Annotated in this window: 13 protein-coding genes and 2 pseudogenes; 5 read left to right on the top strand and 10 right to left on the bottom strand. The window is 55.6% G+C overall.

Translation table 11 applies throughout. From position 1 onward, the window contains the following. Nucleotides 1-266: 266 nt before the first annotated feature. The 3 genes from RMS03_RS06165 to RMS03_RS06175 form a co-directional block, all read right to left on the bottom strand. Nucleotides 267-1,094, bottom strand: coding sequence for a thymidylate synthase (locus RMS03_RS06165; protein ID WP_310626218.1), 828 nt, complete (start codon nt 1,092-1,094; stop codon nt 267-269). Between the two features lie 366 nt (nt 1,095-1,460). Beyond that, a complete protein-coding gene (locus RMS03_RS06170; protein WP_310626219.1) occupies nt 1,461-2,885 on the bottom strand; it encodes an FAD-binding oxidoreductase in 1,425 nt (474 codons plus the stop codon). Nucleotides 2,886-2,893: 8 nt separating this feature from the next. Then, complete coding sequence (locus tag RMS03_RS06175) at nt 2,894-3,310, bottom strand: DUF2069 domain-containing protein (RefSeq protein ID WP_310626220.1); 417 nt, start codon at nt 3,308-3,310, stop codon at nt 2,894-2,896. 22 nt (nt 3,311-3,332) lie between these two features. Between RMS03_RS06175 and RMS03_RS06180 the strand changes: the two genes are divergently transcribed. Continuing rightward, nucleotides 3,333-4,553: a YihY family inner membrane protein gene (locus RMS03_RS06180; RefSeq protein WP_310626221.1), complete on the top strand. Its 1,221-nt coding sequence runs from the start codon at nt 3,333-3,335 to the stop codon at nt 4,551-4,553. Nucleotides 4,554-4,599: 46 nt separating this feature from the next. Here RMS03_RS06180 and RMS03_RS06185 read toward each other — a convergent pair whose 3' ends face one another. Continuing rightward, nucleotides 4,600-5,439, bottom strand: coding sequence for an alpha/beta hydrolase (locus RMS03_RS06185; protein WP_310626222.1), 840 nt, complete (start codon nt 5,437-5,439; stop codon nt 4,600-4,602). A 12-nt stretch (nt 5,440-5,451) separates the two neighbouring features. Continuing rightward, nucleotides 5,452-6,777, bottom strand: a complete 1,326-nt coding sequence (locus RMS03_RS06190) for an O-acetylhomoserine aminocarboxypropyltransferase (protein WP_310626223.1) — start codon at nt 6,775-6,777, stop codon at nt 5,452-5,454. A 79-nt stretch (nt 6,778-6,856) separates the two neighbouring features. On the opposite strand from RMS03_RS06190, the gene RMS03_RS06195 reads away from it, so the two are divergent. Further along, nucleotides 6,857-7,324: a CBS domain-containing protein gene (locus RMS03_RS06195; RefSeq protein WP_310626224.1), complete on the top strand. Its 468-nt coding sequence runs from the start codon at nt 6,857-6,859 to the stop codon at nt 7,322-7,324. A 123-nt stretch (nt 7,325-7,447) separates the two neighbouring features. Here the strand turns inward: RMS03_RS06195 and RMS03_RS06200 are convergent. Further along, nucleotides 7,448-7,540, bottom strand: a pseudogene (locus RMS03_RS06200) (transporter); the annotation flags it as partial. Nucleotides 7,541-7,791: 251 nt separating this feature from the next. Here RMS03_RS06200 and RMS03_RS06205 point away from each other — a divergent pair. The 3 genes and pseudogenes from RMS03_RS06205 to RMS03_RS06215 form a co-directional block, all read left to right on the top strand. Next, on the top strand, nt 7,792-8,247 hold the full coding sequence (locus tag RMS03_RS06205; protein WP_310626225.1) for an SWIB/MDM2 domain-containing protein: 456 nt from the start codon (nt 7,792-7,794) through the stop codon (nt 8,245-8,247). Between the two features lie 132 nt (nt 8,248-8,379). Continuing rightward, a complete protein-coding gene (locus RMS03_RS06210) occupies nt 8,380-8,736 on the top strand; it encodes a thioredoxin family protein (RefSeq protein ID WP_310626226.1) in 357 nt (118 codons plus the stop codon). A 99-nt stretch (nt 8,737-8,835) separates the two neighbouring features. Next, nucleotides 8,836-9,000 (top strand): annotated as a pseudogene (locus tag RMS03_RS06215) (nitroreductase family protein); the annotation flags it as partial. On the opposite strand, the gene RMS03_RS06220 reads toward RMS03_RS06215, so the two are convergent. Genes RMS03_RS06220 through bioA form a run of 4 tightly spaced genes read right to left on the bottom strand, consistent with a single transcriptional unit; the run spans nt 9,000 to nt 12,520 of the window. After that, nucleotides 9,000-9,293, bottom strand: coding sequence for a tripartite tricarboxylate transporter substrate-binding protein (locus RMS03_RS06220; RefSeq protein ID WP_310626227.1), 294 nt, complete (start codon nt 9,291-9,293; stop codon nt 9,000-9,002). The pseudogene RMS03_RS06215 and the gene RMS03_RS06220 overlap by 1 nt on opposite strands. Then, a complete protein-coding gene (gene bioD / locus RMS03_RS06225) occupies nt 9,286-9,999 on the bottom strand; it encodes a dethiobiotin synthase (protein WP_310626228.1) in 714 nt (237 codons plus the stop codon). The genes RMS03_RS06220 and bioD overlap by 8 nt, the downstream gene beginning before the upstream one ends. After that, a complete protein-coding gene (gene bioF, locus RMS03_RS06230) occupies nt 9,996-11,183 on the bottom strand; it encodes an 8-amino-7-oxononanoate synthase (protein ID WP_310626229.1) in 1,188 nt (395 codons plus the stop codon). Before bioF ends, bioD begins: the two co-directional genes overlap by 4 nt. Then, nucleotides 11,180-12,520 (bottom strand): adenosylmethionine--8-amino-7-oxononanoate transaminase, encoded by a 1,341-nt coding sequence (gene bioA, locus RMS03_RS06235; protein ID WP_310626230.1) that lies wholly within the window; start codon nt 12,518-12,520, stop codon nt 11,180-11,182. Before bioA ends, bioF begins: the two co-directional genes overlap by 4 nt. Nucleotides 12,521-12,720: the final 200 nt, after the last annotated feature.

Consider the following 12,720-nt stretch of genomic DNA (forward strand, 5'->3'; position numbering starts at 1 on the left):
AACTCTCGTCGACGTGTGCGTTTACTTTGCAGCTCAAAGCCGCTGATCGATAGGCTGGTTTGTTTCATGTGTATTCAACGCAGTCTATGGCGTTCACGCTGTCAGGGTTTACAAGAAGGTTATGCAGATGTTCCCTAGCTGATTGCGATGTGAATGCAATAGTGCAAAATTCAATGAAGATGGAGTCAGAACGAATTGCTCAATACGCTGGGCCAAGTCTGCTCCAAGACCATCCGCAATAACGTGCCAGACAGCAGAAATATGGGTTAAACCGCAACTGGCGCTTTGATGGCAGCGTGGCATTGGTAGTCCAGCACCTCGAAGTCTTCAAACTGGTAATCGAAGATGGAATCTGGTTTGCGCTTGATATGAAGGGTCGGGTAGGCGAAGGGGACGCGGCTGAGTTGCAAGGCCACTTGCTCATGGTGATTGCTGTAAATATGGCAGTCGCCACCTGTCCATATGAAGTCCCCCACATCCAAGTCACATTGCTGGGCCACCATGTGGGTCAGCAGGGCATAGCTCGCGATGTTGAATGGTACGCCTAAGAAAATATCCGCACTGCGTTGATACAACTGGCAGCTCAAGCGGCCCCGTTCGCCTGCGTTTTGGGCAGGGGCGACGTAGAACTGGAAGAACGCATGGCAGGGCATCAGTGCCATTTTGTTGAGCTCAGCCACGTTCCATGCACTGACGATGATGCGGCGTGAATCGGGGTTGGTCTTCAGGGTTTGGATGACGTCTGCAATTTGGTCAATATGGCCGCCATCAGGCGTAGGCCAGCTTCGCCATTGCACGCCATAGACGGGGCCCAGGTCACCCTCTTCACTCGCCCATTCGTCCCAAATCGAAACGCCACGCTCTTTGAGCCAGTTGTTATTGCTAGAACCCGTCAAGAACCAAAGCAGCTCTTGAATGATGGAGCGCAGATGAACTTTTTTTGTGGTGACGAGTGGAAAACCTTCATTCAAGTCAAAACGCATTTGGTAGCCAAACACGCTGTATGTGCCCGTGCCAGTGCGATCGGTCTTGGCAACGCCGTGGGTGTTGACATGGCGCATGAAGTCTTCGTACTGACGGCGGATGGGACGCATAAAAATGGACTATCTAGGTAAAAAATTCTATGAAGTTTAAATGCAGGGATCATGCATAGCGAATAAGATTAAAGTTTTATATGCCACCAAACGTATTGACGCTGCCTGATAGCGATGCGATGGTAAATTTCATTTTCATTTTAAATAAGAGGGCAAATATAGCATCTGGTGGTTACTCAGAACCCAAACATTACGTTGACGACGCCGAAGCAGATGTCAATACCTTGGTTCAGATTGTGGCCCTTCACCGCGCAAGCCATGCAAACTGCATCGTGCGCGGGTGATGGAAAAAATGACCGCCAACACCTTGCCTGAGTTGATTGACATGCTGATCGGGTGGACATGCCCCCGCCTGCACACCTCGCCTCAATCCACGACGCGTCCCGGGTTGAGTAAGCCCTGAGGGTCTAGCGCATGCTTGATGCATCGCATCATCGCCAATGCCACGGGATCTTTGTAGTGGGGCAGGCTGTGGACTTTCATGCTGCCCACGCCATGTTCGGCTGAAATGGAGCCGCCAAACTGCTTCACCGACTCATAGACCAAGCGATTCACTCGGGCTTCGTAGTCACGTAAAAAAGCGGAGGTGTCACAGCCTTCGGGTGCTTGCACGTTGTAGTGCAAATTGCCATCGCCCAAATGACCAAAGTTGACCAAACGCACACCGGCAACTTCGCGCGCCAACAAGGCATCGGTGCTTTCGACAAAGTGAGGGATGGCCGAGATCGGTACCGAGATGTCGTGCTTGATGTTCAAGCCTTCTTCGGCTTGTGCGAGGGTGATGCTTTCGCGAATGTGCCACAGCTTGCGTGCTTGTCCCAAGCTTTCTGCTACGACCGCATCGCTCACGCAGCCAGCTTCCAAGGCGATTTCTAGCAACTTCTCCAAGCGTTCGCGTGCATGGGCCTCTGACTCGCAATCCGAGTTCTCCAGCAGCACGCAATAAGGCGTGTCTTGCCATAAGGGCACGCGCAATTGTGGGTAATGTTTGTCAACTAAGCGAAGTGCGAACTGCCCCATCATTTCAAAGCCAGTCAGTCCCGCACCCAAATGTTGCTGTGCCAAGCCCAACAGCTTGACCGCGTGAGCCACCGAGGGCACAGCAGCCCACGCGGTGAGTTGTGCAGCGGGCAAGGGGTAGAGCTTTATGGTGGCGGCGGTGATGATGCCCAAGGTCCCTTCGCTGCCGATCATCAAATGGCGCAAGTCGTAGCCCGTGTTGTCTTTGCGTAAACCACTCAAGCCGTGCATCACCTCACCTTGTGCCGTGACCACCTCAAGGCCCAAGCAAAGATCGCGTACGTTACCGTAGCGCAGCACCTGCGTCCCGCCTGCATTGGTGGCCAAGTTACCGCCAATCGTGCAGCTGCCTTCGGCTCCCAAACTCAAAGGGAATAAAAAGCCTGCTTGCTCGGCCATTTGTTGCAGGTGTTGCAACACACAGCCTGCTTCCACCGTGATGGTGAGGTTGTCAGCGTCGAGGCTTCGCACCCCACTCATGCGCCGCAAACTCAGCAGCACTTGCGTGCCTGTGGCGTCGGGGATGCCACCTACTACCAAGCCTGTGTTACCGCCTTGCGGAACGATGCTCACACCGGCTTGTGCGCAGGCTTTCACCACCTCGGTGACTTGTTGGATCGTGCTGGGGCGCACCACCGCCAAGGCTTTGCCGCGTGTGCGTTTGCGCCAGTCTTGCTCGTAGGCCGATAAGTCACCCTCGGTCAAGACATGGACCTCGCCCAGCAACCCGCGCAGCGTGCTTAATAGATCAAGCGAGGTGTTGCTGGGCATGGGCTGCTTTACAGCGTGACGGTTGCTGGCAACGGGTGTTCTTTGGCGTACTTCAAACGCAGGCGCACATGCAAAGCACACGCGACAAACAGCACCACGCACAACAGCACTTCAGCAAAAGCGAAATAGTTGCTTGGCGACGCATCCCCCCAAGCGCGGACCACCCCCTCGGTGAAATACAACCAGATCAGCAGACTGAGCCAGCGGTAGGTGTACATGCGGTTCTTCAACAGCCCCGTCAGCGCAAAGCACAGGGGCAACACCTTGAGGGCCAACAAGGTGCCGCCTGGGCGCAGGGGGGCCAGCCACAGCTCCCACACCAAACCAAGCACGATAAGTCCCATCAAACCACTCACTGCCAACAGACGAGTGAGCGTGACATGGCGCAGAGAATTTTCTTGGGGGGCGAGGGAGGAGTCGTGCATAGAAAGTGAGATGATCCAGCTTATGAATGTAACGCAACTTCAAGATTTCTTTGAACGCTTCGCCCGATTCCCTTGGCGCAACACCGCACGTACGTTGCGTCAGCGTTTTCGCGAGGACCGGCTGGGCCAAACGGCAGGCAGTTTGACCTTCACCACCACCATCGCCTTGGTGCCAATGGTGACGGTGGCGCTGGCCGTCTTCACCGCATTTCCCGTGTTTGGCGACTTCCAAATCGTGTTGCAAAAACGCTTGGTGGAGAGCTTGGTGCCAGACAATATTTCGCGTCAAGTGCTTGGTTACTTGACTTTGTTTGCCAGCAAGGCCAGTCGCTTAGGCGTGGTGGGTGTCACTGCATTGTTGCTGTCGGCGTTGGCCTTGGTGTTCACCATTGACCGCACGCTCAACGCCATTTGGCGTGTGCGCAAGCGCAGGCCGTTGGCCCACAGCATGTTGTTGTATTGGACGGCCATCACCTTAGGACCCTTGTTGATGGGGGCCAGTTTGGTCATGATGTCGCAGTTCGTGGCGGTCTCGCGCGGCGTGGTGCCTGACTCGTTTGGCAACTTGCGTTGGCTCTTCAGTACGTTGGAGTTTTTGTTGTTGGCTTGGGCGGTGAGTGCGCTTTACCGCTTTGTGCCTTATACCCAAGTGCGTTGGACGCATGCTTTGCTAGGCGGTGTGTGGGTAGCCGCCGCGACCGAAGTTGCGCGCAAAGTGTTGGCCTATTACTTTGGTCAGATGCCCGCCTATTCGGTGGTCTACGGCGCATTTGCCACGGTGCCAATTTTGTTGGTGTGGATTTATTTGGCATGGTCGATTGTGTTGATCGGCGCAGTCTTGGTAGCCAACTTGCCGAGCTTGTTAGGCGGTATCTCCCGAGATGGCCGCAGCGTAGGCTGGCGTTTTCAGTTGGCCTTAGAGGTATTGCAACGCTTGCAAATGGCCCGCAATACCGACGAGCATGGTGCGAGCCTAAGTACCTTGTGTGAAGACTTGGCACTCGACCCGCTGCAAATCGAAGACGTGCTGGCGGCTTTGGTCGATCTCGATTGGATTGCGCGCCTGAGCGAATCGGTGGATGCACGCCAAACCCATGTGAAAGAAGCGCGCTATGTGATGCTGGCCGACCCGTTGCACACGCCGCTAGCGCCGTTGATGGAGCGATTATTGTTGGTGCGCAGCCCTGAAGCGGAAGGCCTGTGGATGAAGTGGCAGGACTTGCGCTTGCGCGATGTGTTGTGACTGGGCCGCACGTCGGCATGCTGTGGGGGTCACCGTTACCGCACCTTTAAGTGCTTGCGCTTAAAAACGTGGTCAATGCCTTCAAAGTTTCCTCTGGCGATTCGCTCATCTGGTGATGCCCCATCGGCACGATCACCACATGGCATGTTTTGCCGCTGGCGTTGGCTTGCGCGATCAATGTTTGTGCGGCACGGAGCGGTGTCATTTGGTCACGCTCGCCCAGCACCAACAGCACAGGGCAGGTGATGGCTGCCATGGCTTCTAAACCGTTGGCATAGCGGTCGCATGCCACAAAGCCGCGGTGAAACAGATCCACCTGCGGGTTGCTGGCCAAGACGCGACGACCCAGCGCCATGGAGGCTCCATAAACCCAAGTGCCAGGCCCCAGTGCTGACGGGGGTGCTGCCAATGTGGCGCGCGAAAACACGTTCACCATCCGCAGCGCCTTCATCGGCTCGTTCAAAGACGCTTCCATCAAAGCTGGTGAGACCTTCATCGGAAATGCTGTGCCCACCAAAGCCAAGTGTGTGATGCGGTCTTTCAACCGTGCCGCCGCTTCAAGCGCAATCAAGGAGCCCCAACTGTGGCCTACCAAGCCTGCTTGCTGGATGCCTGCTGCATCCAGCAGTGCCTCGATGAACTGCGCGGCCTCTTCCACGCTGGCGGGGGCCTCGCCCCCGCTGCGGCCGTGGCCGGGTAAGTCAATGGCCAGCACATTGAAGCCGTGGTGCGCGAGATAGCGTGTTTGCAAAATCCACACGCTGTGGTCATGGAGCACACCGTGGATGAACACCAAGGTGGGTTTGTTCGCCTCGAAGGCTTTGCCGCCTGTGTAGGCATAGGCCTCATACGCGGGTGCGGGTGCGGGGTGGAGGGTGAGCTTCATGGGTCTGTGTCCTCACACGTGGCGCGATGTGCCGCCCGCTTTTTCAGCGACTTTGAGCGCATGTTTCAAATCAGCCATTAAGTCATCCGCATTCTCGAGCCCAATGGACAAGCGGATGGTGCCCGCACCAATCCCCGCGCTTGCCAAAGCTTGGTCGTCCATGCGGAAGTGGGTGGTGCTGGCAGGGTGAATCACCAAGCTGCGACAGTCTCCCACGTTGGCGAGGTGGCTGAAAATTTGCAGGGCCTCAATGAAAGCCTTGCCTTGTTCGCGTGAGCCTCGGATGTCAAAACTGAACACCGAGCCAGCACCACGTGCGCCAAAGCGCAGCAGCTGATTCGCCAGTGCATGGCTAGGGTGGTTTTCTATCAAGGGATGGCCCACGCGGCTGACCATCGGGTGACTGGCCAAGAACTGCACCACTTTTTCCGTGTTCGCCATGTGGCGGTCCATGCGCAGCGAGAGTGTTTCTATGCCCTGCAAAATCAGCCATGCGCTGTGCGGACTGAGGCATGCGCCAAAGTCACGCAAGCCTTCGCGGCGAGCGCGCAGCAAGAAGGCACCCACCGTACTTTCTTCACTGAACACCATGTTGTGAAATCCCTCGTAGCGTTGCGTCAGCTCTGGGAACTTGCCACTTCTTTCCCAATCAAAACTGCCACCATCCACCACGATGCCGCCAATCACCGTGCCATGTCCGCTGAGGAATTTGGTGGCTGAGTGGTACACCAGATCCGCACCCAACTCAAAAGGCTTGACCAAGTAAGGCGTGGTCAGTGTGCTGTCCACCAGCAGAGGCACACCTGCTTCATGCGCGATGGCAGAAATGGTGGGGATGTCCAACACGTCCAAGCCGGGGTTGCCCACGGTCTCGCCAAAAAAGAGCTTGGTGTTGGGGCGCACCGCGGCGCGCCACGCGTCTATGTCGTTGGGCTTGACGAAGGTGGTCTCCATGCCAAAGCGGCTCAAGGTGTAGTGCAGCAAGTTGTGTGAGCCACCATACAAAGCCGTGCTGGCCACGATGTGCGAGCCCGCCCCCATGAGTGTGGCAATCGTCAAATGCAGCGCCGCTTGGCCGCTGGCCGTGCTGATGGCCCCGATGCCGCCTTCGAGTGCCGCCACACGTTGCTCCAACACCGCATTGGTGGGATTGCTGATGCGGCTGTACACATAGCCTGCGCGTTCGAGGTTGAACAACGAAGCCGCATGCTCACTCGACTCAAACACAAACGAGGTGGTAAGGTGGATGGGCACTGCACGTGCGCCAGTGGCCGCGTCGGGCGCTGCCCCTGCGTGTAAGGCGAGCGTGTCAAAACTGGGGTTGTTGTAGCCAGGCATGGTTTCCTCAGGGGGCGTTTGTCAGATTTTTCTTTGTCATTGTGGGCTATATTTCAGGCCTCACTGGAGGAGACAAACCATGAAAGTCAGCGATATCTTGCGCGTCAAGGACCAAGGCAGCGGCACCTTGTTCACCATCGATCCAATGGAGCCTCTGGCCTTGGCCGTCAGCATCATGGCCGAAAAAGACATGGGCTCTTTGTTGGTCATGGAGCATGGTGACTTGGTGGGCTTGTTGACCTTCCGAGAGGTGATTCAAGCCTTGAGTCGCAACGGCGGCACTTTGGGTGATTTCACCGTGCGCAGCGCGATGGATGACCATCCCCTCACTTGTACACCTGAGACCGACATTGACGATGTGCGCCGCATGATGCTGGGTAGCCACGCACGCTACATGCCTGTCATTGGCAATCGCCAACTGCAAGGCGTCATCAGCTTTTACGACGTGGCCAAGTCAGTTGTGGACAGCCAAAACTTTGAGAACAAAATGCTCAAGGCCTACATCAAAGACTGGCCCAGTGGCACGCCAGACCGTGACGAGAAGTAAGCGCCTCTCACGCGCCCCGTTAAAGCGGCCATGATGCTCTGGCATCCTCAGCCACCTATAATCAGTTTATCTTTGCTGCACTTCGTGCTTGAATCCGCCCCATATAAAAAAATAGTCTGAGTTTTAAAGCTTGGCAATCGACACTTCTGTCGATTTGACCAAAGCCACGACTTCCAAGTCGATGGCCAACCCAAAGTCATCCACCGATCGGGTGGTGAAACCCTGAGCGAGTCATGGGCTATTTCCAAGATCGCCGCGTTCGCTATGCGGGTTAAAACTTCACAGGGCTGGAGTAATAGAAGCGCATTGAATCGATGTGAGACAAAGGACATTCGCAAAAAACAACATCCGCCAGTGGAAAAGTCGTTTTTAGCTTGGAAAGACGTGCGTTCTCTATTAGCATGCGCACTGCTTTAGAGCGATATCTCTAGGGCTTGATAACAAACACTTCTAGAAGGAAATCAACCATGGCAACTGCAAAAAAAGCTCCGGCTAAAAAAGTAACAGCAAAGAAAGCTGCTCCCGCTAAAAAAATAGCTGCGAAAAAAGCTGCTCCTGCGAAAAAGGTTGCAGCCAAGAAAGTTGCTCCTGCTAAAAAAGTAGCCGCGAAAAAAGTTGTGGCTAAAAAAGCTCCAGTCAAAAAAGTAGTCGCGAAAAAAGCACCCGCTAAAAAGCGCACACCAAATGCTGCTTTCATGAAGGCTCTCACACCAAGCGCCGCTTTGGCTGCAGTGATTGGTAACACGCCTGTGCCACGCACCGAAGTGGTCAGCAAAATGTGGACCTACATCAAAAAACATGGCCTACAAGACAGCGTCAACAAGCGCAACATCAATGCAGACGAAAAGCTCAAGGCCGTATTTGGCAAAGCTCAAGTCACCATGTTTGAGTTGGCTGGCTTGATCGGCAAGCACCTGAAGTAATTCGGTTTGTGCTGAAACAAAAAAGGGACCTCACGGTCCCTTTTTTATGGAAAGAGGGTGGTGCGACAATTGAGCCACGCCAAACGCTGATCTCCCTGTTGGAAGAGGCTTGGCCTCTTCCAACTTGCTGAGATGTCTGATACGCCCCCCCGTCTGTTCGTGGCTTGCTTTTGTGCTGCATGGTGCCGAACATGCGATGAATACCTGCATGTGTTCCACACACTCCAAGCGCAATACGCTGAAAATGCCGACTTTGTGTGGGTGGATATTGAAGACCATTCCGATGTGCTGGACAACATTGATGTGGACAACTTCCCCACGCTTTTGATTTCAGATGCAGAGCACGTTTACTTTTGGGGCACGGTGTTGCCGCATCTGACCACGGCCTCGAAGTTGATGGGGCGTGCTGTGTCTGGCGATGTTCGCGCTATTGATGCGCCTGATATTTTTGCCTTGAACCAGCGCTTAAGAATTCATTTTTTTCACTAGCAAATACCCACGTCATTCAACGCCCTCAACGATGTCACGCTCGACCAACTGTTTCGCCAAGCGCGCACGGTTCACGCCTGCAAGGACACGCCAGTGTCCGATGCGACCGCAGCGCGTAACAGCAGCATGCAAGGGGCCTACCTCATCTTGGCTGCACGTGCCTTGAGTTTGGACTGTGGTGCGATGTCGGGGTTTAACCCACAGGCGGTGAACGATGCCTTTTTTGCCGATGGCCGCTTCAAAGCCAACCTCCTCGTCAAGGTCTAGCCGTCAGGCTTGGCATTGACCATGGCCGTTGCGCCCAATGTCCCATCCGCACCAGGCTTGTTTTCCCCGATGACTGGTACGCCCAAAATGCGACTGGCGCTTTCGGCAAATGCACGCATCACCGCATCACTGCCACCGCCAGCAGGCCAGGGTGCAGTGGGGGTGATGGATTTGCTGGAAAATGGATCGGCTGAACGGGCCAGTGCCACATCGAAGGCGCTGACGGTAGCGCTGGCGAGCGCTTGCAGAACTTGGCGCTGCTTGATCTGGCGTAACGAGATGTTAGGCATCGTTTGAAGCGGTGTGGTCTTGCGTGCCGATGAACGAAGCAGCAACTGATGCGCTGGGTTCAAGCAGTCTTGGAATATGACCTAGCAATGGCGCAGGGATGCGTTGCGCCAATGCTTGTAGGTTGGCTGCGACATGGCCCATGTGGGGGTCTACGGTATTGGCAACCCAGCCCATGAGCTGGAGTCCTCGTACTTGTATGGCCTCGACCGTCAGCAAGGCTTGGCTGATACAGCCCAAGCGCAAGCCCGCCACCAAGATGACAGGCAATGCCAGCTGTTGCGCCAAGTCCGCCGTGTCGAAGTGGTCGGTCAATGGCACACGAAATCCACCCACGCCTTCGACGATGACAGCTTCGCACTGGGTGCGAACGTGGTTGAAACACTGTTGGATGTGGGCAGGGTCTATCACCACCTTGTCGATGGCCGCTGCAATGTGAGGGGCGGCAGGTGTACGCAGCAAGTAGGGTGTGGTGAGTGTGGGGGGCAAGGGCACATTGGCACTGTGGGCGAGCATGTCGGCGTCGTCGTTGTGCCAAGCTCCGTTGCGCCACTCAGCGCCCGCTGCCACGGGCTTCATGGCCGCGACTTGGACGCCGCGTTGTACCAAGATATACAGCAGCGCGGCACTGACCAGTGTTTTGCCAATTTCAGTGTCGGTACCTGTGACAAAGCAGGAGAAGTTGCCTGTGGGTAATGGATGGTTCACGCCAAACTCCTGAGCGCGTGGATGAGTTGCGCGACATCGGCGGTGGTGTGTGCCGCAGAGAGCGTGATGCGCAAACGTGCCGTGCCTGCGGGCACGGTGGGCGCACGGATGGCCGTCACCCAAAGCCCTTGCGCTTGTAACGCCGCCGAGGCTTTGAGCACATCGGCATTGCTGCCAATGACGATGGGTTGAATCGCTGTGCTCGATGGCAAGCGCGACCAGTTGGCAGGGATGGGTGAAGTGGCGAGCTGTTGAATGAGTTCTTGCAGATGGGCACGACGTGCTTGGCCTTCCTCGCTCAAAATAATTCGCAGGCTGGTCAGCAGCGCATGGGCCAATGCAGGTGGTGCAGCTGTGGTGTAAATGTACGGACGTGAGCGTTGCACCATCCAGTCAATGAAGGTGTCATGTGCGGCCACGAAGGCCCCGCCTACGCCTGCGGCTTTTCCCAGCGTTCCCATGTAGATCAGGCGATGCGAGCGCAGTTGGAGCTGCGCCAAGATGCCGCAACCTGTCTCGCCGAGAACGCCAAAGCCGTGGGCATCGTCGACCACCAGCCATGCGTCATGCTGTTCGCACAGGGCCAACAACTCACGCACGGGGGCAATGTCCCCATCCATGCTGAAGACACTATCCGTGACCACCACTTTGGTGTTGCTGGTACAGGCTGTGAGTGCCTCACCCAAAGCCTGTGTGTCGCAGTGTGGGTAAAGCGCAATGGCGCTGCGCGAAAGACGTATCCCGTCAATCAAGGAGGCATGGTTGAGTGACTCTGAAAATACCGTGATGTCGCCTTGTGCGCTATCGGCGAGGGCACTCAAGATGCCAAGGTTGGCCATATAGCCCGTACAAAAGTAAAGTGCCCGTGCAGACTCAAGGTAGGGCGAGAGCATGGCGGCAAGCTTTTCTTCTAAGCGCGCATGCGCTTGCGAGTGGCCGCTGATGAGGTGTGATGCGCCGCTACCGACGCCGTACAACGATGCGCCTTCTTTGAACGCTTCGACCACCTGTGGATGTGCGGCTAGACCCAGATAGTCGTTGCTATTGAAGGCCAGTATGGGTTGTGCTCGTACCACCAAGTGGGGCTGACACGGTGTCTCTGTGGTTAAGCGTTTGCGTCGCAGGTTTTGCGTATCAATATCCGCCAGCTTGGCCGACAGCGTTTGGAACAGTGCGTGCGTCATTCGTGAATCACTTCTTCAAAGACCGTGTGCAAACGCGTGGTCAGCAAATCCATCTCGTCATGGGTCAAGATGTAGGGAGGCATTACATAAACAGTGCAACCAATCGGACGAATGAGCAACTCATGTGCCAAGGCACGACTGGAGAAGCGGCGTGCAAACGTGGCGGCTTTGGCGGGATCGTTGACCTGTGCATCAAACGCCCAAATCATGCCTTGCTGCCGAAAGTGCTTGACCTGGGGGTGTTGTGCCAGCGGTGTGAGTGCAGTGGTCATGTGCTGGGCACGCAGCTTGTTTTGAGCCAGGACATCGTCCTCTTCAAAAATCGCCAATGTGGCCAATGCCGCACGGCATGCCAGTGGGTTGCCTGTGTAGGAGTGCGAATGCAAGAAGCCGCGCGCAACACTGTCGCTGTAGAAGCTTTGGTAAATGTTGTCGCGCGTCATTACCAAAGACAAGGGCAAATAGCCGCCGCTGATGCCTTTGGAGAGGCATACAAAGTCGGGCCAAATTTTGGCCTGTTCGCAGGCAAAGAAAGTGCCGGTACGACCGCAGCCCACGGCGATTTCATCTGCAATCATGTGCACGTTGTGTTGGTCGCACAGCGCACGGACCCGTTGTAAATACAAGGGGCTGTGCATGGCCATGCCACTGGCGCATTGAACCAATGGCTCGACAATCACGGCGCTGATGTGGTCAGCACGTTCTTGCAGCAAGAGTTCGAGTTCGTGTGCAGCGCGACGTGCTTGGTCTTCGGCTGTCTCGCCATCGAAGGCCAGTCGCGCATCGGGCGACATGATGCAATGCGTGGATTTGAGTAGCGCGTCATACGCATCACGAAACACGGCGACATCCGTTACCGCCAACGCACCGACAGTTTCGCCGTGATAGCCGCCTTTGAGGCAGACAAACTCTTGCTTGCGAAGTAGGCCTTGGTTGCGCCACGAGTGAAAGCTCATCTTCAGCGCGATTTCTACGGCAGAGGCACCGTCAGACGCGTAAAAGCAGTGGCCCAGAACACCCTCGGTGAGTGCGCTTAGTTTTTCAGACAGTTCGACAACGGGCTCATGGGTGAAGCCCGCGAGCATCGCATGCTCGAGGGTGTCGAGTTGGTCTTTGAGTGCTGCGTTGATGCGAGGGTTGGTGTGACCAAACAAGTTCACCCACCACGAGCTGACGGCGTCTAGGTAGCGGCGGTTGTCCACGTCATAGAGCCAAGCACCTTGGCCACGCTTGACGGCAACCAAGGGCACCGTTTCGTGATGCTGCATTTGGGTGCATGGATGCCACACACTTTGCAAACTGCGTTGTACCAATTGAGAGGAGTGGGTGTTTTGCAAAAAAATCTCACATCAAAAAAAGGACTTTCGCCGCGAAAGATGCATTATCCCTGTGACAGACCTATGTCAAATTGGGGGGCATTTTTATTGCTAGGCGGATTCAAGGACGAAGTGCAACAAAGATGAACTGGTTATAGGTGGCTGAGGATGCGAGAGCATCATGGCCGCTTTAACCGCCAAGTCGAAGTTGCCCAATGTAC

This window comes from Limnohabitans sp. (assembly GCF_031538885.1).
Taxonomy (GTDB): Bacteria; Pseudomonadota; Gammaproteobacteria; order Burkholderiales; family Burkholderiaceae_C; genus Limnohabitans.

What these genes read in the sequence shown, in the direction of transcription:
- RMS03_RS06175 (WP_310626220.1), bottom strand. Translation starts at nt 3,310, where the DNA reads ATGCACGACTCCTCCCTCGCCCCCCAAGAAAATTCTCTGCGCCATGTC.
- RMS03_RS06195 (WP_310626224.1), top strand. Translation starts at nt 6,857, where the DNA reads ATGAAAGTCAGCGATATCTTGCGCGTCAAGGACCAAGGCAGCGGCACC.
- RMS03_RS06190 (WP_310626223.1), bottom strand. Translation starts at nt 6,777, where the DNA reads ATGCCTGGCTACAACAACCCCAGTTTTGACACGCTCGCCTTACACGCA.
- RMS03_RS06220 (WP_310626227.1), bottom strand. Translation starts at nt 9,293, where the DNA reads ATGCCTAACATCTCGTTACGCCAGATCAAGCAGCGCCAAGTTCTGCAA.
- RMS03_RS06205 (WP_310626225.1), top strand. Translation starts at nt 7,792, where the DNA reads ATGGCAACTGCAAAAAAAGCTCCGGCTAAAAAAGTAACAGCAAAGAAA.
- RMS03_RS06180 (WP_310626221.1), top strand. Translation starts at nt 3,333, where the DNA reads ATGAATGTAACGCAACTTCAAGATTTCTTTGAACGCTTCGCCCGATTC.
- RMS03_RS06210 (WP_310626226.1), top strand. Translation starts at nt 8,380, where the DNA reads ATGTCTGATACGCCCCCCCGTCTGTTCGTGGCTTGCTTTTGTGCTGCA.
- RMS03_RS06170 (WP_310626219.1), bottom strand. Translation starts at nt 2,885, where the DNA reads ATGCCCAGCAACACCTCGCTTGATCTATTAAGCACGCTGCGCGGGTTG.
- RMS03_RS06185 (WP_310626222.1), bottom strand. Translation starts at nt 5,439, where the DNA reads ATGAAGCTCACCCTCCACCCCGCACCCGCACCCGCGTATGAGGCCTAT.
- RMS03_RS06165 (WP_310626218.1), bottom strand. Translation starts at nt 1,094, where the DNA reads ATGCGTCCCATCCGCCGTCAGTACGAAGACTTCATGCGCCATGTCAAC.
- bioF (WP_310626229.1), bottom strand. Translation starts at nt 11,183, where the DNA reads ATGACGCACGCACTGTTCCAAACGCTGTCGGCCAAGCTGGCGGATATT.